The organism is Pseudidiomarina terrestris (assembly GCF_030466405.1).
GTDB lineage: Bacteria > Pseudomonadota > Gammaproteobacteria > Enterobacterales > Alteromonadaceae > Pseudidiomarina > Pseudidiomarina terrestris.
In genome coordinates this window covers 112,901-133,853 of record NZ_JAGGJF010000001.1, presented here as the reverse complement: position 1 = coordinate 133,853, position 20,953 = coordinate 112,901, and the positions used below count along the sequence as shown (strand labels likewise).

General features: G+C 50.6%; 11 protein-coding genes. 9 read left to right on the top strand and 2 right to left on the bottom strand.

Features of this window, described 5'->3' with window-relative positions; all coding sequences use genetic code 11:
* Nucleotides 1-551 precede the first annotated feature (551 nt).
* The 6 genes from J6J34_RS00615 (at nt 552) to J6J34_RS00590 (ending at nt 10,374) form a co-directional block, all read left to right on the top strand.
* Nucleotides 552-3,536: a TonB-dependent receptor domain-containing protein gene (locus J6J34_RS00615; RefSeq protein ID WP_301719748.1), complete on the top strand. Its 2,985-nt coding sequence runs from the start codon at nt 552-554 to the stop codon at nt 3,534-3,536.
* Between the two features lie 105 nt (nt 3,537-3,641).
* The gene (locus J6J34_RS00610; RefSeq protein ID WP_301719749.1) at nt 3,642-5,606 is read left to right on the top strand and encodes a S9 family peptidase; all 1,965 of its coding nucleotides are present in this window, start codon (nt 3,642-3,644) and stop codon (nt 5,604-5,606) included.
* Nucleotides 5,607-5,773: 167 nt separating this feature from the next.
* Entirely contained in the window at nt 5,774-6,040 is a 267-nt protein-coding gene (locus J6J34_RS00605; RefSeq protein WP_301719750.1) for a DUF4212 domain-containing protein, read from the top strand.
* A gap of 12 nt (nt 6,041-6,052) precedes the next feature.
* On the top strand, nt 6,053-7,768 hold the full coding sequence (locus J6J34_RS00600) for a sodium:solute symporter family protein (protein WP_301835892.1): 1,716 nt from the start codon (nt 6,053-6,055) through the stop codon (nt 7,766-7,768).
* A gap of 54 nt (nt 7,769-7,822) precedes the next feature.
* Entirely contained in the window at nt 7,823-9,715 is a 1,893-nt protein-coding gene (locus J6J34_RS00595) for a DUF294 nucleotidyltransferase-like domain-containing protein (RefSeq protein ID WP_301898296.1), read from the top strand.
* Between the two features lie 5 nt (nt 9,716-9,720).
* Entirely contained in the window at nt 9,721-10,374 is a 654-nt protein-coding gene (locus J6J34_RS00590) for a 3'-5' exonuclease (protein ID WP_301898295.1), read from the top strand.
* 185 nt (nt 10,375-10,559) lie between these two features.
* On the opposite strand, the gene J6J34_RS00585 is transcribed toward J6J34_RS00590, so the two are convergent.
* Nucleotides 10,560-10,910: a LytR/AlgR family response regulator transcription factor gene (locus J6J34_RS00585; RefSeq protein WP_301719755.1), complete on the bottom strand. Its 351-nt coding sequence runs from the start codon at nt 10,908-10,910 to the stop codon at nt 10,560-10,562.
* Between the two features lie 224 nt (nt 10,911-11,134).
* Between J6J34_RS00585 and J6J34_RS00580 the strand changes: the two genes are divergently transcribed.
* Complete coding sequence (locus J6J34_RS00580; protein ID WP_301719756.1) at nt 11,135-13,105, top strand: S9 family peptidase; 1,971 nt, start codon at nt 11,135-11,137, stop codon at nt 13,103-13,105.
* A gap of 74 nt (nt 13,106-13,179) precedes the next feature.
* On the opposite strand, the gene J6J34_RS00575 is transcribed toward J6J34_RS00580, so the two are convergent.
* Complete coding sequence (locus J6J34_RS00575; RefSeq protein ID WP_301835889.1) at nt 13,180-16,053, bottom strand: TonB-dependent receptor plug domain-containing protein; 2,874 nt, start codon at nt 16,051-16,053, stop codon at nt 13,180-13,182.
* Between the two features lie 386 nt (nt 16,054-16,439).
* Here J6J34_RS00575 and J6J34_RS00570 point away from each other — a divergent pair, with 386 nt between their 5' ends.
* Together J6J34_RS00570 and J6J34_RS00565 are read left to right on the top strand one after the other, a co-directional pair.
* Complete coding sequence (locus tag J6J34_RS00570) at nt 16,440-19,280, top strand: TonB-dependent receptor domain-containing protein (RefSeq protein ID WP_301719758.1); 2,841 nt, start codon at nt 16,440-16,442, stop codon at nt 19,278-19,280.
* A 100-nt stretch (nt 19,281-19,380) separates the two neighbouring features.
* Nucleotides 19,381-20,949 (top strand): tetratricopeptide repeat-containing sulfotransferase family protein, encoded by a 1,569-nt coding sequence (locus J6J34_RS00565; RefSeq protein ID WP_301835888.1) that lies wholly within the window; start codon nt 19,381-19,383, stop codon nt 20,947-20,949.
* Nucleotides 20,950-20,953: the final 4 nt, after the last annotated feature.

Sequence of the window (20,953 nt, the reverse complement as noted above, 5' to 3'; positions counted from 1 at the left end):
ACAGTAGCTTGGGGAGGGGAAGCGGTCAAGCACGACCTTGGTCTAGCGACGAGCCTTACCGGCTGGTTAAAAGTTATACAACGTCATAGCGCGTGTCCCGAACGTGCCTTCGCTCGGCACTATCCGGCGATTTGACTGATTAACATCTCGAAACATAGGCGTTGGCGGCATCCACCGGAAAGCTGCTCTTGGCAGGCTGTATAGACAAAAATTGTGAAATCGCAGCTCACACATAACATATGGTATATTTAGAGGGGGTTAAAGTCAAAAATGTAAAGAAAAACATTGGCTTAGCTACATAACAAAATAGAATAGAGCTCGATTGAAAAATACTCACAAATTATTACACCGAATTATTACATTCAAAGTGTTTACAACTTGCCTTAAAACTATTGTAAAAGGCCTGGAACTGTGGTTGACTGAGACTCGGAAGGCAAGCTGCAGCCTAGCAGCATCTTCTGTGGAACCATAATCTACGGTTGTACCAATTGAATTTTATAAAAAGTTCCATTGAAACCTAACTTACAATAAAAATTATCAGGGAGACTCACATGGCTAAGCAGTCATATTTGTCGAGTTCAATCCGTTCTATCATGATGGCAGGTTTTGGTACTGCGTTATTGGCTGGCGCTCCAGCTTTTGCGCAAGACCAACAGTCTGAAGAAGATCAAGGTGCGGATGAAAAAGAAACAGTTGTTGAGAAAATTCAGGTTACGGGTTCACGTATCCGTACCGACGGTCTTGATAGCGCTACTCCAATCGAGATTATCACTACTGATATCGCTGAAGACCAGGGCTTAAGCACTCTTGGTGAATTACTTCGTACCTCAACTGTGGCGGCTGGTTCTGACCAGTTGATCGCAGCCTACTCTGTTGGTTTCGTTACCAACGGTGGTAGTGGTGCAGAGTCAATCTCTATGCGTGGTTTAGGTGCAAGTCGTACCCTCGTCCTGTTGAACGGCCGTCGTGCCGGTCCTGCAGGTACACGTGGTGCGGTTTCTGCATTTGACATGAACGCATTACCTATCAGCATCATCGAGCGTGTTGAAATCCTGAAAGACGGTGCTTCTTCACTTTACGGCTCTGACGCTGTTGCTGGTGTTATCAACATCATCACTAAAAAAGGCGAAGGCGGTGAAGTTAACGTTTCTGGCCTTGCTCCTTTCGAAGGTGGCGGTGAAACTTATCGTGTAAACGGTACTTACGGTAAAGCGTTTGACCGTGGTTCATGGCGTGTAGTTGCTGACTACAACGTGAACACGGGTGTTAAGCGTGGTGACCGCGATTACTTTGACTGTTCAGAGCGTTACCTGTTCGATTATGAAACAGGTGAGCGTGCCGATCCAATCGATCCACGCACCGGTGAATACCACTGTTCTGAAAGTGGCTTTGGTTTGTTCCATGCAACCGGTACCCGTCTTCCGCCCGGTACTTCTGGCGGCCGTTTCCAGTATAACTACGATGGTTTCGACGCTCAGGACCCGACTACAATCAACCCTTACTACCCAGAGATTGGCAGTGAAGGCTCTAACCCTTACGTAACTGCTGTGCCAGACGGTTGGTACTGGGCTGGCTATAACAAAGAAGGTGACGGCTTGTTGGATGGCGGTCGTCACCCAGCACGTATGAACGCAACAGTTATTCCTGAAACGACAGTAGCCTCTGTTTACCTTCAGGGTGATTACGACCTGACTGACACCACCTCTATGTATGGTGAGTTGTTACACAGCAGCCGTAACACTAAATCTGAAAGCGTACGTCAATTCTGGACCCGGGAAATTGGTTATTCGGCAATTAGCGCAGTACCAGGTTTTGAAGGTAGCAGTTTCGTACTTCCAGTACATTACACTGACCACTACGGTAACGACACTACTGTCGATTACTCACGTGCAGTGGTTGGCTTAGAAGGTTCAATCGGTTTCTGGAACTGGGATGCGTCTTACCAGCGTTCGCACAACAGCGGCGAATACAAGCAAGACATCATCTTATTTGACTCTATGATCATGGCTCAGGAAAACCTGTTGGGTATTCCTTGTGAAGGCCGTGTCACTGAGACATCGGGTCGTGCTTGTTACGAATACGACTGGTTCGATCCACAAAATATGTTTGGTAACCAAAACCAGGAAGCACGTGACTTCTTGTTTGGTCAGGACGTAGGTAACACAACCTATAAGCAAGATACCTTTGATGCTTACATCACTGGCGACTTGTTCAACATGCCTGCGGGTCCTGTGGGTGTTGCGGCTGGTGTTTACTGGCAGCGTGATGAGCTTAAAGACACTCCTGGAGAAAACACTCTTGCAGGGAACTCTTGGGGCTTGAGCGGCGCTGGTATCACTCAAGGTAGCGCAATTACTCGTGCAGTTTATGCTGAATTCCAAATGCCACTATTGCGTGACCTTCCAGGCGTTGAAAGCCTTGATTTGACCGCTTCTGGTCGTTGGACTGACGTAAGTGCCTACGGTAGCGATACTACGTTTAAAGTAAGCGCTAACTGGACTATCGGTGCGGGCTTCCGTGTTCGTGCATCACGTGGGTCTTCGTTCCGTGCTCCGGCACTTTATGAGCTGTACTTAGAGAATCAAACAGGCTTCATTAGTCAAAATTCTGATCCATGTTTGAACTGGGTTGAATCAACCAACGAACGCGTACGTCAAAACTGTGCGGCAGACGGCGTTCCAGAAACTTACACCGATACTTTAGGTAGCTCAGGTTCAATTCTGTCTATCTCTGGTGGTGGTGCAGGTCAGCTGAAAGCTGAGACTTCAATCTCTGAAGGTATCGGCTTGGTTTACACCAGCCCAGAAGGCGTTTTCGCGGCGTCAATCGATTACTATGACGTGGTCATCAACAACCAGATCTCGAACGTTTCTGGTGGCGCAGTGCTGAGCCAGTGTTACAACTCAGAAGACTTCGCAAACGAACCATTCTGTGATCAGTTCCAACGTAACGACGGTTCTGATGACGGCGACTGGAGCATCATCCAGGTTCGTGGTGGTTACTTGAACACAGCTGAACAAGTGGTTCGCGGTGTTGACATCGTGGTCACTTACCAAGACTCGTTTGACTTTGGTGACCTGCGCGTGAAATTGGATCATACGAATCAGATCCAACGTTCATTCCAGCAGTTCCCAACGGATGAACCACAGAATAACATCGGCTTAGTGGGTAACCCACGCCATGTTGGTAGCTTGAACACCACGTTGAACCGTGATGACTGGAGCTTCAACTGGAATATGTCGTACTACGACAAAACTGAAGACTACTCGTACTACGGTTTTGACGACACGACTTATCGTGAAAACCAGGTTCGATTCGTAGCCGAAACTCCGACCTACGTCCTGCACTCATTGTCAGCGACAACTACGTTCAATGACAATATGGACGTAACCTTCGGTATCGGTAACTTGTTCGACAAGCAGCCGCCTAAAGTTAGCCCTACAGCATCGTACACATTTGGTAATGTGCCGTTGTTCGCATCACAGCTTGACTACTTAGGCCGTCGTGCGTTCTTCAACCTTTCATACAGCTTCTAAGAAATTAGATTCGATATGTAAATTTGAATGACCAAAGCCCCACCTTGGTGGGGCTTTTTTATTGAATAACTACAATAATTTATAACTACAGAGAACGAGGGCTTTATGAAGTATTCAATATTGGTGGGGCTGGCGGCGTTAGTCATCCCGGCATTGAGCTTCAGCTCTACAGTAGACACGGAGCTGTTGGAAAATTACGCAAAGCATGCGCAGTACCTTGATGTAAAAATTTCGCCTAAAGGTGATTACCTGGCAGCGACCTCACGCATTACTGATGGTTCTGTGCAGTTGACGGTCATCGATATCGATGACAGCAAAATTCTTTCTGTCACTCAGGGGCAGGGAAATGAGTCAGTCGGCTCCTTTCAATGGGCCAACAACGAGCGTTTGGTCATGACCATGGTGCGCGAAGTGGGCTCTCTGGATCAACCGGTGCCAACCGGTGAACTGTTTGCGATGGACGCTGACGGTTCCAAGCAAGTGATTCTGACTGGACCTCGCTCAGAAAGCGGTGAATACGTGTTTGCCCAGGTGGTGGATTATCTACCAGAACAACCTGATGCCATTATGATTTATCAGCGTTCGTTCACCTCGGCCGAGCCTTACCTTGATTTGTACACCATGAAAATAACCTCTGGGCGTAAACGTTCGGAAGGTCGGATCCCGCTCAAAGCTTACCGCAGCACTAACGTGCAGGTGGTTCTCGACGATCAGGGTGTATCGCGCATGGTATTGGGCATCGATCCAGAAGACGGTAATAAAACTGTGATTTTGGGCCGTGACGGTGCTAATCAGGACTGGTACGAAGTGACCAGTTATTATGAAGAAGAGGGCGGTTTTGTCCCTCTGCTGATGTTGCCTGGCACCGACCAGGTGGTTGGGTTAAGTGATAGTGAATCTGATACCCGCGCGCTGAGCGTGTTGGATATCAGCAGTAAAGAAGAAACTATCCTTGCCGAGCATCCGGCAACCGACCTGATGCCGATCATGAGTGTGAAAAATGGTCGTGCCAACGAAGTGATTGGTGCTGCCTTTGAACAGCAGGGCATCGATACCTTTTTCTTTTCTGATGTGAAAGATAAGGATTACTCGAACCTGGTGCAGAGCTTGATTGCAACCTTCCCGGGGCAGTCCGTATCCATTAATTCATCAACTCGCGACAATCGTATTTTGACGGTACGGGTGGAGTCGGTGAATTCGCCTACTAAGTTTTACATGTTTGACCGCGACAAAGGCAAACTAGCCTCGATCGCTGCGGCGAAACCATGGCTGGAAGGGCACCCGATTCCGAAAACCAAAACCATCGTCTACAAAAGCCGCGATGGTCTGGATATCTACGGCTTGCTGACCTTACCTAATGGCAGCGACGCCAAGGACTTGCCGTTGATTTTATTACCTCACGGTGGCCCGCACGGCATTCGCGATACCATGTCGCGTATGGACAGTGATGCCAAGGTCTTTGCCGAGCACGGCTATGCGGTATTTCAGCCCAACTTCCGTGGCTCAGGTGGTTATGGTCGTGAGTTCCTGGAACTTGGCTATAAAAACTGGGGCACCACCATGATCAACGATATGACCGATGGTGTGCAGCATTTGATTAAAGAAGGTATTGCAGACCAAGACCGTGTTTGTGTGTATGGCGCCTCTTATGGTGGCTACGCAGCGGTACAAAGTGGTGTGCGCGAGCCTGACCTTTATCAGTGCATCGTTGGTTTTGTTGGCGTTTACGATTTGAACCTGATGTACGAGCAAGGGGATATTCAGCAAGCGCGTGCGGGTCGCAACTACCTGGACCAGGTGTTACCGTCAGCGGAAGAAGGCCGTGAAGCCCAGTCACCTGTCTATAACGTGGACAAGTTGAAGGCACCAGTATTTATCATCCAGGGTGGTGCTGATGTGCGCGTACCTGAAGCTCACGCATTTGCCTTGCGCGATGCGCTCAAAGAGCGAGACCATCCGTACGAGTGGATGTACAAAGAGGCCGAAGGGCATGGTTTTTACAAGCCAGAGAACAATGTCGAACGCTGGCAAAAAATGCTCGCGTTTTTCGATAAGTATATCGGCGAGTAAGTCTCCCGTTAGTTCTTTAAAAACACCGCTCTGGCGGTGTTTTTTTTATGCCTGTGGGTTGCTGAAATTAGCTGCATTCGACCAATGTCGTATTTGTGTTTGTGCGGAAGCCGACTAGATTGCTAGATGAACAAATCACAATAACAACAGAACAACCTGGAGGCGTTATGGCTTTTAAGAGCGAAGAACTCGCTAAAGCCTACTGGCGCGAGAACATTGGACTGGTACTGAAGCTATTAGCAGTCTGGTTCCTCGTGTCTTATGGTTTTGGAATCATTTTGGTGGACTGGCTGAACCAGATCACCTTTTTTGGCTTTAAGCTGGGCTTCTGGTTCGCGCAGCAAGGGTCAATTATTACTTTCGTCATTTTGATTTTTATTTACATCAAACGAATGGCGGCGCTCGATAACAAATACGAAGTTCACGAAGACTAAAGGGGCCGATTCATGGATATTCAAACGCTCACGTTTATTATCGTCGGCCTCACCTTCGCACTTTATATCGCTATTGCGGTGTGGTCGCGAGCGGGCTCGACAAATGATTTTTATGTTGCCAGTGGTGGTGTTCATCCTGTCATGAACGGGATGGCAACTGCGGCCGACTGGATGTCAGCGGCATCCTTTATTTCCATGGCGGGGATTATCTCTTTCGCCGGTTATGACGGTAGCGTGTATTTGATGGGCTGGACCGGTGGCTACGTGTTGCTTGCCCTGTGTCTTGCGCCTTATTTGCGCAAGTTCGGTAAGTTCACGGTGCCTGATTTTATTGGCGACCGTTATTACTCGCAAACCGCGCGTACCATTGCTGTTATCTGTGCCATCCTGATCAGCTTCACCTATATTGCCGGTCAGATGCGTGGTGTGGGTGTGGTGTTTTCACGCTTTCTGGAAGTTGAGATTGCGACGGGTGTCTTCATCGGCGCCGTGATTGTATTTTTCTATACCGTTCTTGGCGGCATGAAAGGGATTACTTACACTCAGGTTGCCCAATACTGCGTGCTTGCCTTCGCGTATCTGGTTCCTGCGATCTTCATCTCCATCTACATGACCGGACACTTCCTGCCGCAAACTGGCTTTGGCGCCACTATCGCCGAAGGCGTGGCGGGTGAAGGTCAATACCTGTTGCAGCGACTCGATGGTTTGTCCGAAGAGTTGGGGCTGGCGGCCTATACCTCCGGGGTGAAATCGAAGATCGATGTGTTTGCGATTACCGCTGCACTGATGGTCGGTACTGCCGGTCTGCCGCACGTTATCGTACGCTTTTTTACCGTGCCTAAGGTACGTGACGCGCGTCGCTCGGCCGGTTGGGCACTGGTATTCATTTCCGTGGTCTATCTGACGGCACCATCGATTGCCGCCTTTGCTAAGGTCAACCTGATCAATACCGTCAATGGTCCTGACCTGACGGGTGTGAAGTATGAGCAGGCGCCTTCCTGGATTAAAACCTGGGAGCAAACCGGACTCATTACCTGGGAAGATAAGAATGATGATGGTCGTATGTTCTACTCGGGCGATGAGCGCAACGAAATGACCGTGGACCGTGACATTATGGTTCTTGCTAACCCGGAAATCGCTGATCTTCCAGCATGGGTGGTGGCCTTGGTGGCAGCCGGTGGTGTTGCCGCCGCATTGTCAACATCAGCAGGCTTGTTACTGGTTATTTCGACGTCGGTTTCGCACGACCTACTGAAGCGAACTCTGGCACCGAATATTACTGACCGGCAAGAGTTGATGTGGGCGCGGATTGCGGCCGGGCTGGCGATTGCATTGTCGACCTGGTTTGGTATTAATCCGCCCGGCTTCGTGGCGCAGGTGGTGGCCTTTGCCTTCGGCTTAGCCGCGGCGAGCTTCTTCCCTGCGATCATTCTGGGTATCTTCTACAAGCGCATGAACAGTACCGGTGCTATTGCTGGTATGGTGGTGGGTGTGCTGTTCACCCTGGCGTATATTATTTACTTCAAGTTCATGAACCCGGCGGCGAACAACGCTGAGAACTGGCTGTTTGGTATCTCGCCGGAAGGTATCGGAACTTTAGGTATGCTCATAAACTTTGCGGTATCTTATATCGTGCACAAGTTAACGGGTGATGCCCCGCAAGCAACACAGGATTTGGTTGAATCTATCCGGTATCCGAAAGGTGCGGGTGTGGCAACCAGCCACTAAGTGTTTAGCCCGGCTTCGGCCGGGCTTTTTTATCACCTCCGCAAAGGAGTTTATATGCAGCCGGATTTCGCGGAATTAAATCGTTTTTTACTGGACTGTCCGCCGTTTGATCAGCTCAATGCTGACCAACGTCAGTGGATAGCCGGGCAAATCAAAGCCGCCTATATCAACGAACATAACGTGGATGAACTGTTCGCCAACTACAGTCCCGCGTTATACATCGTTCGTTCAGGCGGTTTTGATTTGCTTGCTCCCGATGGCCAGCTTATTGAGCGACTCGAGTCCCATGACTTATTTGGTTACCCCTCATTGTTGACTGGCCGTGCGATCGTCAATCAACTGGAGGTCGTCGAGGACGGTATCATTTACATCGTCGCCGCCGCCGATTTTGATCACTTGCGCCAGACCTCCCGCGCCTTCGAACATTACTTCATTCGCGCACACGAACAACGGTTCTTAACCGAATCCAGCTTCAGCCAGCCCCAACCCCACCCCAAAACTTATCCAGAAAGGGCAGCCCTTTCTTCGGCGAGTTATCCACAGAGGGCTGCCCTTGCTGGGGAGGTGGTGCAGAGGGCGGCGGTGTGTTTGTGTAGTACGGCGACGATTCAGGAGGCGGCGCAGGCGATGCGTGCGGAGAAGGTGTCGTCGATTATGGTGGTCGATGACGGACGCCTGGTGGGTATTCTGACGGATCGCGATTTACGCAATCGCGTGGTGGCCCAGGGGCTGAATTATGACATTCATATCAACGCGGTGATGACGCAGGCGCCTGCGACGATCGGCGCGAAACAGAGTCTGGTGGATGCGCTGGCATTGATGACTCAGGAGAATATTCATCACCTCCCGGTGGTTGAAGAGGACGGCAAACCTATCGGCATGTTGACCAATACGGACATGATGCGCGAGCAGAAGAGCGAACCGGTGATGCTCATCAGTGCTTTGAATAAGGTTGGCGACCGCGAGGCATTGGTTGCCGAGGCGGCTCACATCCCGGAGTACATGCACAGCTTTGCGGCGCGGGTCAATGATGCTGCTGCGGTGGGACGCTTGCTGGCCAGTCTTACCGATACCATGACGCGCAAATTGATTGATTTCTACGAGCAGGAGCACGGTGTCGCGCCGGCCTCGTATGTGTGGCTGGCGTTCGGCTCGCAAGGACGGGAAGATCAGACCTTAAGCTCTGATCAGGACAATGGCTTATTGCTGGCCAATGATTTGAACCAAGCACAGTTAGACTGGTTTGCGGGGCTGGGAGAATTTGTTTGTGAGGGCCTGGCCGACTGTGGTGTGCCAAAATGCCCGGGTAATATTATGGCCTCTAATCCCGAGTGCCGGCGCACTCGCGCTGGCTGGCTTGAACGTTTCCAGAGCTGGACAGAGAGTCCGACGCCGAAAGCGCTGATGTATTGCCAGATATTTTTCGACAGCCGCAATGTGCGCGGCAATAAACGTCTTTATCAAGCCTACCGCGAGGATGTCGCGAAGCTGGGACGCTCGGACTTTTTCCTGGGCAATCTGGCCCGCTTACAGAGTAACGTACAGGTGCCATTAGGCTTATTTAACAGGTTCCGCGGCACCGAGTCAGGTAAAGACAGTGACTGGGTGGATATCAAACGCTACGGGATTGCGCTTATCAATGACATTGTGCGTCTCTATAGCTTGCACGAAGGGTTAACCGAGCCGCGCACGCTGACCCGGTTGCAATTATTGGAATCCTGCAAGCTGCTTAATCGCAAAGACAACCAAGCGCTTGCCGAGGCCTGGCAATTTCTGACGCAGTTGCGCTTGCAGCATCAGCTGGCGGTGTGGGGCACCGCGCAACCGAAGAATGCGCTGGACCCTGATGAGTTGAGTACACTAAAACGGCGGCAGCTGAAATCAGCGTTTCGCATCGTGAAGGATTGCCAGCAAGGGGTCGGCCTGAAATTTGGCCGCATTGGGTAATGCAAATGAAAGCGTTGCTGGGCAAGTGGAAAGCAGCCTTACAGAACTATTGGCAGCGGCAGCGACGGTTGCGTAAGAGCTGGCGCCAACAGCGTTATGTGGCGCTCGATCTGGAGACCAGTGGGCTTGAGCCAAAGTCCGACCAAGTGCTGGCGATGGGCTGGGTGGTCATCGAGCCGCCAGTGTTGGATTACCAGCAGGCGCAGTACTTTGTCACTCAGGCGCAACCTGATTTGAAGCAGTCGCCCGTGGTGCACGGTCTGGTGCGTCGGGACTTTCTTGATGCCACGCCGCCTCAGCAAGCGCTGGAGCAATTAGCGACAGTGTTAAACGGGGCGGTTCTGGTCTGCCACCACGTGCAGTTTGACTGGCAATTTTTGCAACGGTTGGCCAAGCAGCATCAGGTTAAACTACAGCCGTTAGCAAAATTCGACACCTTAACCTTCGAAGCCGCGCGGTTACGGCAGCAACAACATCATATCGCCAGAGGCAGTTTAACCTTGGTTGCGTGTCGGCAGCGGTTTGGTTTACCCATGTATGAAGCGCATCATGCCTACAGCGATGCCGTAGCCTGCGGCGAGCTGTTTCTGGCTCAGGCGTATCAATATGCCGGGAGTAGCGAGGCGTCATTGCAGGAGTTATTAGCTAAGGCAAAATAAAAAACTGCTCAATGTGGTCACCCTAGGGATCCCCACAGAGAGCAGTCAAAACGGAAGGCAGGCTAACTTACAAAGTTATCGTGATCCAGGGAGAAACGTGATAACTGTCTGTAGAACCTGTATTCATCCTACTACTTCAATGCGCTGTGTGACTTCATTTGTGACGAATGGAGCAAGACTTGGCATTAACTCGCCTGCTCTAACCCCAAACTCTGGAACAAGTCGCGCCGATAAGCATTACCAATGCGAATTTCTTGCCCGTTCTTCAATTCGACCAGCGAGTAGCGGCCAAGTTCACTGGAAATTTCATGTAAATGATCAATATTCACAATTGCCGAACGATGAACGCGCACAAATTGCTCGTCCCCAAGTTTTTCCGCAAGTGAGGTCAGGGTCTCACGATGCAGCACCATGCTGTCCTGGAGATGAATTTCAACATAGTTCGCTGCGCCCTTGATCCAAACGATATCTTCAATCGCGATAAAGCGGATTCGGCCGATAGATTTCACCGGAATATAGTTGATCGTGCTCGCCATACATCACCTCGTTGTCGTTATGTTATGTGAGTGGTTGAATTGGTGAAGACTATGGCAGGGTCAGCAAAAGAAAGGTATTTAAGCTTTCTGAAAAGTTCTTAAATTCCATTAAAACGGAGCAAAAACAATGAGATAATATTTGACCGGCACGAAGTGGATTGTTCTTTTTCAGAAAAAAGTTCTATGGTTAATCTTCTTATTACCTTTGCATCAGGAGACCTTCGATGGCGAACTTTCGTATGTTCAGTGTTGCTCTGCTCGGTTTGACCTTAAGTTATTCCGCTAATTTACTGGCACAGACGGAGGACAGCACTGAGCCATCTGCAACCCGAACCCTTAACAATGGCAATCTGGTACTGGAGAGTATTCCAACAATTCCAGTCCGTATTGGCGAACAATTGACCCGCTATCAGAATATTCGTTCGGCCGCTTTTCGCAGTTTTAACGCTGATGGTGATGCGATTTATATCAGCACAAGGTTTGGCGATGTAGCACAGATCCACAAAGTGAGCGAAGCAGGGGGTTATCGGCAGCAGTTAACCTTTTTTGCTGAACCGGTCGGAGGTATTGCCCGTCAGCCGGGCAGTAACGCCATGATTTTCAGCATGGATGCCGGTGGTAATGAGTTTAGTCAGCTGTTCAAGCTGGATCCGGCGTCCGGCGACTACCACATGCTCAGTGATGGTGAGTCCCGTAATGGGGCAGTGGTCTGGAGCCATGATGGCAGTAAGTTTGCTTACCAGAGTACCCGGCGTGATGGGCGCTCCAACGACATCTGGGTCATGGACCCTGAGCAACCGGAACAAGCTGAGCTGGTCGTTGCTGCGCCTGATGGCAGTTGGTGGGGCCCAGTCGACTGGAATCATGACGGAAGCAAACTGTTGGTGGTGCAATACCGTAGCATTACCGATGTGCGTATCCATGAGCTTGACGTGCAAGAAGGTGAATTAAGTTTGCTCGAAGGGAATGAGATGGGCAGCAATGCCAATTTCCCGCTCGCCTACCGCAAAGATGGTGAGGGCTTTTTCTTTACTACGGATCAGTTTTCGGACTTTACTCAGCTAGCGTTTCGTAATACGACAACGGGCGAAGTTGCGGTTATTACCGATGACATTGCCTGGAATGTCGATAACTTTGCCTTGAGCGATGATGGTGAGCGGGCTGCGTTTACGATTAATGAGGAGGGCATCAGTCAGCTCTATCGGCTGAACCCGGAAACCTTTGCCATGCAGCGCGTCGAGGGGCTTCCGGTTGGCGTAGTAGGGGGCCTGACCTACAGTCCGGACGGCAGCCGCCTGGCGCTAAGTATTAACACTCCCAAATCTCCCACTGATGTGTATGTGCTGAATAATGAGGATCAGTTAACTCGCTGGACTTACAGTGAAGTTGGCGGTTTGAATACAGAGAACTTTGTCGAGCCGGAGCTGGTTAAATTCAACAGTTTTGATGGCCTGCAAGTGCCAGCTTTTGTGTACAAACCCCAACAGCAAGGCCCGCACCCGGTGATTATCTCTATTCATGGCGGACCGGAATCCCAGTACCGGCCTTATTTCAGTGGCACCATTCAAATGTGGATCCAGCAGCTTGGCGCGGCAGTGATCGCACCGAATGTCCGTGGTTCGGCAGGGTATGGCAGCGAGTACGTGAGTCTGGACAATGGCTTTAACCGTGAAGACTCAGTCAAGGATATCGGCGCACTGCTGGACTGGGTCGAGGCCCAGCCGGATCTTGACGCGAGCAGGGTGGCAGTCATAGGTGGCAGCTACGGAGGCTATATGGTGCTTGCCAGCGCGGTGCATTACAGCGATCGCTTGCAAGCTGCCGTCGATATCGTAGGTATTTCCAACTTTGTCACCTTCTTGACCAATACCGAGGATTACCGGCGCGACCTGCGCCGCGCGGAATATGGCGACGAGCGGGACCCAGAAATGCGGGCGCATCTGACAGCCATTAGTCCGAATAATCATGTCGATAAAATCGACGTCCCTATGTTTGTTGTGCAGGGCGAAAATGACCCCCGTGTTCCTGTTTCTGAAGCCGACCAGATTGTTGCTGCCCTTAAGGCCAATAACAAAACCGTCTGGTACATGAATGCCCTCAACGAAGGTCATGGTTATCGGAAAAAAGAGAACCGCGATATTTATGAACAGGCGACGGTGCTGTTTTTCGAGAGCTATTTATTGCCAAAAGACTAGCAAGGTTGGTGCGCCCAAAATAGAACAAAGCCCCGCCAGCTGGCGGGGCTTTTCTTTTGGTGAACTGCACAGCTTTAGAATTTGTATTCAAAGCCGGCAAAGAAGTAACGACCTAAAGCATCATAGAAAGATGGAAAGGTATTACCGTTATCGCCTAATTGATTCGGCACTAATGGCGCATCGTTATCAAACACGTTGTTGACCCCGACATTGATTTGGCCACCGCTTAACACACTAAACTGTGCGGTGAGGTCAATGTAGTTTTCAGCGCCGAGGTTAAAATCACTGTTGATGTGATCAACACCACCCAGGTAACGCCAATTCATCGACAGTGTCATATCCCATGGGGTGACCCAGGTTGAACGCAAGTTATGCTGCCACTCAGGATTCGGACCGCCACAGCTGCCGCCCCAAAGGCCCGCACACTGGATGAGGTCGCTGCCAGGTTGCGGCAGTTCATCGAAGTTCATGAAGTAAGTACCCACCAGGTTAAACTTCAGACGACCCATATCACTCAGTCGGACAAGGTAGTTTGAGTTAATGTCGACACCAGTGCGGCGCAAGTAACCGATGTTCACGTTAGTGGCGGTAATATAGCCTTCAGCACCTTGCCAGATGGAACCGTTTTCGTTGCGATTGATCAGGTCACAGTAGGTGGCATCACCCGTTTCCAGACACTGGTTGAGTGAAAAGATCGGGTCCACAATGCCAACCGCGTCTTCGACATCGATATCAAAGTAGTCCACCGAGATATCAAAATCGTTTGCCAGGTGCGGGCGCCAGACAAAACCAATAGCCTTGGTCTCAGACTTTTCGGCATCCAGGTTCGGGTTACCGCCTTGCATGTAGTTATACTGACCGGCTGGATTGTCAAAAATCGAACCGTACTGTTCGGCAGTGACACCGGTATTCGCACAAGCTTCCAGACTGGCGGTTGGGTTGGCACCGGCACAAGGGTCTTCTGCCATATCGAACAGGTTCAGTCCCTGCGGCTGGAACAGCTCACGGATATTGGCGTGGCGCACAGCGCTTTGGAAACTGCTACGAATTTTAAAGGTGTCGGTGACGTCCCAGCCCAGCGCGACTTTATAGGTATCAGTATCGATGCCTGTCGAGTAGTCGGAGTAGCGATAGCCCAGATCGAGCATCATGGTATCCGCAAAACTGGCTTCAGTGACTAATGGGATCTGGATCTCGGTGTAGATTTCGTCAACACTCAGGTCACCATTTACCGGCACGGACGGGCCACCCTGACCAGCACCGTCACCGCTCTGAAATGCTGAGTCGGGTTGATAGCGTAAAGCTTCACTACGATGGGTGTAGCCGAATAGAATCGACGGCCCCATATAAGCCCAGGGGGATTTCAGCTCGCTCATGCTCAAATCGCCTACCGTAAAAACGTTAAACTCACGAAGCTGAGTTTCACCGTTAGCATATAAAGGTAGGGTCAGGTAAGCCAGTTGCTCATCGGTAATGCCATTTGGCTGGAATACATTCCATGGCACGCAGCTGGGGTCCAGACCTTCAAGGGCCGAACGGCATACCGCTTCACCGGTTGCTGGATCGGCAACGATGTCTAAAGCGCGCTTGATGGCCGTGTTACTCAAATCGTTTTGATACATTTCGCTATAGGCCACATCCCCAGCATTGAAGGACAGATCGTAGGTCCAGTCGCGCGTGATTTCGCCACGTACACCGGCCACCAGTCGATGGGAGATATGCTGTAAGTCAGCATAGCGGGGCCCGCCTTCGACGTTGCGTTTCGCAAAGGTAGCGCTGAAGCTGTCATCGGGGCCGTAGCCACGGTCGGCGCACATAGCCTGATAGTGTGCTTCCGATAACAGTGGGTTGCTACAGTTGAAGTTTACATCGAGGAAGAACGAGCCAGACTGGGCAATTTGCGCCAGGCTGTGATCTTTCATGTAACCGACTTCAGCAAAGAACTCCGCATGTTCATTGACGTAGTACTTGGCAAAGCCACCCAGAGTGGTACGGGTATCAGGCCGCTGGAAGTAGTTTAATGGGGCATAGTTGTAGACGCGGCCATCGTAATTGATGAAGTCGGCGCCATCATGAACCCATGCATTGTTACCCGCGAGCCAAAGCCCATCGGGAATGGTGGCCGAGCCTGAGCAACGCCAATTATCCGGTGAACCGGCTAAGGCGCAGGCACTGTTCTCACGCTGGTCCTGAGTAATACCCTGAATATCCCGATAGGTGGCGTAGACGGTGACGTTGCCTTTACCATCGGCTGAGTTAGCACCCATGATCAAGGAGTAGTCATTCATATGGCCGTCAGTAACGCTGCTATCAGGTAACGCAAAGCCCGATGCTTTGTTGGCTTGTGCCGCGGGACCGTTATTATTGTTGTTATGCTGGTAAAAGCTGTTCTGGTAGCTGAATTTAACCCCTTCGAATTCATCGTCCATGATGAAGTTGACGACACCCGCCACGGCATCGGAACCATAGGTTGCTGAGGCGCCGCCAGTAAGAAGCTCGACGTTTTTGATGAGTGCTGCGGGGATCTGGTTCAAGTCGGCAGCGATACCCGACTGTGCGGGCGACCCCATGACCATGCGCCGGCCATTAATCAAAGCTAGTGTGCGATAAGAACCTAACCCGCGCAAAGATACAGTGGCGGTGCCAGTGGCGCCGTTGGTATCTGTGGAAGCCTGACCAGGAAACACCTGCGGCAGATCGTTGACCAGGTCCTCGGTACGGACAGCACCGGAAAATTCAAACTCTTCGGCGGTAACCTGAGATACCGGACTGGAGCTGACCACGTTAGTGGATTGGGGAATTCTTGAGCCGGTAACCTGAATACGTTCTGGTGCCGGTTCACCCTGCTCATCATTACTGATATCTTGCGCTATCGCTGGCGTCGTTGCCAGCACGGCAAGTGTTAAGGCTGCCTGCACTGACCGCGCAACAAAGGATTTTTGCATCATGGTGATACTCCCTAGAGATGGATTGTTGTTTTATTTCGCTTTGCTAAAGCAGGCGGCAAGCTAGCGGCTCAGGTGAGCGATGCGGCAAAAAAGGTATCAAACGGAGTTTATAGGTGAAGAAAAAAGCAAATGTAGGGAGAAGTTAGCCTAAAGGTTAATCTTACTGTAATGCCGCTCCTGGCGTAAATTCGTACACTTTAGGTGCTTGCGCTCTCACTACTTTTTAATTAGTATCAAGGAGACTTGATCGTAATTAGGCCTGAAAATCATGCTTACTGTCGATTCAAGTACTTGCTAGACCAGCGGTTTTAAAGCGGTTTAGTTTGTTTGAAAATCACTAATCCTAAGTGATCCAGGGAGAAGAAATAATGTATAAGAATAGCAAAATGGCTAAGTCTATCCGCTTAGCATTAATGTTCGGTGGCGCTTCTCTTGCCATGTCAGGAACTGCTGCAGCTCAAGCGCAGGCTGACGACGAGCAAGCAGAAGAAGCTCAAGAGCGAATCACGGTAACAGGTTCGCGTATCAAACGTACTGACTATGAATCATCAAGCCCAGTACAAATCACCTCTTCAGAAGAAATTAAAGCTTCTGGTTTTACCCGTATCGAAGATTTGATGAACAGCCTGCCTCAGGTAGAAGCTGCGCAAACTTCATTCATCGCTAACGGCGCGTCTGGTGTTGCTACACTTGACCTTCGTGGTATCGGTGTTAACCGTACCTTGGTTCTGATGAACGGCCGTCGCCTACAGCCAGGTGGTGTTTATTCACAAGCACCTGACGTTAACCAAGTACCAGCTGCTTTGGTTGAGCGTGTAGAAGTTCTGACTGGTGGTGGTTCTGCAACTTACGGCGCCGATGCGGTAGCTGGTGTTGTTAACTTTGTCATGAAAGATGACTTTGAAGGCGTTGAAATCAACGTCGGCGCTTCAGGTTACCAGCACAACAACAACAACGAATACATCCAGGGTTTGATGGATGAGCGTAACTTTGATTACCCGAACGGTGGTTCAGGTATCGAAGGTAAAACGTACAACATCGACCTGACCATGGGTGGCAGCTTCGCTGGCGGTAAAGGTCAAGCGACAGCCTATGCAACATGGCGTCAAATCAACGAAATGCGTCAGGAAACGCGTGACTACTCGTCATGTGCACTGAACGCAGCGGGTACTGCTTGTGGTGGTTCTTCAACTGCGCCATTACCTAATACCTTCTTCGCACCAATCGTTGATGGTGAATATGATCTTGACCAGGAAGTTTGGTGGTCACTGAATCAAGACGGTAGCTTCTCTCCATATGACGGCAGCAACGTTTATAACTACGCGCCAGTCAACCACTTCATGCGTCCTGACACTCGTTACACTATGGGTGCTTTCGTAGACTATGATGTGAGCGACGCTTTCCGTCCATACATGGAAATCAGCTACATGCATGACCGTACTGCAGCGCAAATCGCTGAATCTGGTACGTTCTACGCATTCCAGGCAGTTTTAGATGTGGACAGCCCGCTGTTTAGCGACACGCAACGTTCACAATTCTATGACCAGTTTGGTCCAGACGTTGAGCAAGTCGGTGCCTACATCGGTAAGCGTAACGTTGAGGGCGGTCCTCGTATGAACAACCTTGAGCACAACGCGTTCCGTATCGTTGCTGGTGCTGAAGGTTACCTGAGTGCTAACTGGTCTTATGACCTGTCATTCCAGTATGGCTCAACTTCATCAAGCACTGCTTACGTTAATGACTTCTACATTCCATATGTAGGTCAGGCGTTAGGCGCTGAAGGCTATGACGCTTGTGGTGAAGGCTGTACTCCGTATAACGTATTCACTCCAGGTGGCGTAACTGGTGCAGCGGCTGACACACTTGGTGGTGTTGCCATCATGACTGGTACCACTTCACAGCGTATCGTGAACGGTTACTTAACTGGTGAGCTGGACGCGACGTTCCCAACATCTGATCTGCCTACTGCTGCAGTAATCGGTGTCGAGTCACGTGAAATCGACTTCGAACGTACTGCTGACACCATCTATCAAGAAGGTGCATTGGCTGGCCAGGGCGGTCCTACTAACAGCTTAGCTGGTGGTTACACCGTTAAAGAAATCTTCAGTGAGTTGAGTGTTCCTATCGCTGAAGGTCGCGCTGGTATCGAGAGCATGACTGTTGATTTAGGTCTGCGTTTCTCTGATTACAGCAGTTCAGGTAAAGAGACAACTTATAAAGTTGCTTTAGACTACAACATCACTTCTGATTGGAAACTGCGTGCAAGCTACAACCGCGCGGTACGTGCTCCAAACGTTGCTGAATTGTTCTCTGCAACTTCAGTTGGTCTATGGCAGGGTACTGACCCATGTGCCGGCGCCAACCCTGAGTTCACTCAGGCACAGTGTGCGAACACTGGCGTGAGCGCTTCTCAGTACGGTAACGTTGATGCTAACCCAGCGTCTCAGTACAACGGCTTGTTCGGCGGTAACGTCAACCTTGAGCCAGAAGTTGCTGATACCTACACCGTTGGTATCGTTGCTAACCCAACTGACAACCTGAACTTCACCGTTGACTACTGGGCGATCGATATCGCTGACGTTATCGGTACTGTTGGTGCACAAAACACTCTTGATCAGTGTGCTCTGACAGGTCAAGCTCAGTACTGTGACAACGTTGTCCGTGCACCATCAGGCAGCTTGTGGCGTGGTAGCAATGGCTTCGTCATCGCAACTAACGTAAACGTTGGTGAAGAAACCTACCGTGGTGTTGACTTGAACGCTAACTACATCATGGAAGACGTGATGGGCGGTACAGTCACTGCACGTATGAACGGTTCATACTACCTTGAGAAATACGCTGATAGCACTGGTCAGGATTGTGCTGGCTTAGTTAACTCAGTATGTTTCCCGCAGCCAGATTGGCGTCACTCGTTAACAGTAACCTACTCGTCTGACTCGTTCTGGACTGCTCAGGCGAAATGGCGTTACTTCGGCGATATCGGCTATGACGAAGATGTCGACCAACTGTTGATCGCTGACGGCGGTATCAAAGCGCAAAGCTACCTTGATATCGTAACCACGTTCGATCTGAACGAGAACACGTCATTGTTATTCGGTGTGAACAACATCCTTGACAAAGAGCCACCACTGGTTGGCGGTGCAATCGCAACTAACGCAAACACAATTGCTGGTTTCTACGACACATTGGGTCGTTACATCCACGCAAACGTGACTTTCCGCTTCTAATAGCGAGTAAATTAGCGTTAAATAAAACGGCGACATTTTTGTCGCCGTTTTTATTTGTCAGATCGAAAAATGACACCTGTCATGCATAGGGAATGAAAGTATGAATGATCAGTCAGAGGTTCCTTCAGTACAACAGCTTGGTCAGTACCTGAATGCGTTGTTGAAAGGTGGGCAACAGCAAGCAGCCCGGGATTATATTGATGCGCAGGTGCAACGTGCACCGGATTCAGCAGCGGTAGTGCATTTAGCGGCACAGCTGCATCATAAAACAGGCGCACTCAGAAGCTCCCTGGCCCATTTGAATCGCGCCATTGAGCTGATGCCCGATCAGCCTGCCTTGCACATCGATAAACTGCATTTATTAACCAGCCTGCGCGAGCGTAAACAGCTGGCTAAAGCATTAGAACACGCGAAGAAGTTAGCCACGGACAACAAAAACTACCAGCAACAGCTTGCCCGTTTCTACACCCAACTTAATCGACCTGAGCAGGCCCTTGAACTGCTTACACTCCTTCGCAAAGCGCACGAAGAAGACTCTGTGTTAGCCTTCGATGAGGCTTTGAATCAGTGGTTCGTTGGTAAACACAAAGCTGCAGAGAAGCTGGCGAATGCTGTCTGTGAGCAAAAAGATGCGCCGAGTATGGCGTTTTACGTCCGCGCACTGCTCCGTAAACAAACCAAAACAAAAAATCACGTGGAGCAACTGGCAGATCGTGCACGTAAGGATGAAGTCGCGGACACACCGATCTGGTTTGCGTTAGGCAAAGAAGCCGACGACTTGGGGCTGCACGAACAAGCATTTGCCGCTGTAACCTCGGGGAATGCCTTACAGAAGAAGATTACCCCCTACAATGAAGCGGCAGAGCTTGATGCGCTGACGCAAATGGCGGATGTTGCCAGCACCTGGAAGAGCCAGGGACGCGCCAACAAAAACGCCGAATTGACCCCTATTTTTGTCGTGAGTATGCCAGGCAGTGGCGCAACTTTAATTGAGCGCTACTTGCATGCGCATCCGCAAGTGACCTCCGCCGGTGAGTTTCCAGATTTTCCACAGTTATTGGGTGAGGCGATCAGTGCCTATCTGGCGGCGCATCCGGGCGCAACACGGGCGCAGGCCATCGCCGCGATCAACTACGGCGAACTCGGCAAAGCCTATCTGAAACAGCTGCAGGACGTTGCCGACGGAAACAGTTACGTCGTGGATAAACTGCCGTTTAACTTCCTTTACTGTGGCATGTTAAAAAAAGCCTTACCGAACGCCAAAATCATTCATGTAGAGCGTGATGCACTCGACACCTGCTGGTCGATTTATCGCACCTTGTTCGCCGACCGTTATGCGTTCGCCTACGATCAGGAAGAGCTTGGCCGTTATTATCGCCATTATCAGGCGATTATGTCCGCCTGGCAGCAGAGTCTGGGTGACGAGCTGCTTACAGTGACCTACGAGGCCTTTGTTGAAGACACCGAAACGACAGAGCAAAAAATTCTCGATTTCTGTGGTTTGCAAGCCGCCTCTGCGCAGGATGACTTCGTCAAGCAGGTACCAAGTGTCACCACAGCTCGTGGCGAGCCGCTGACGACGCGTATCTACCAGCATGGCATCGGTCATAGCAAAGCTTATGCAAAACAGCTACAGGCGCTGCAAAGCGCGTTAGACGGCGAGGTTTGATTCG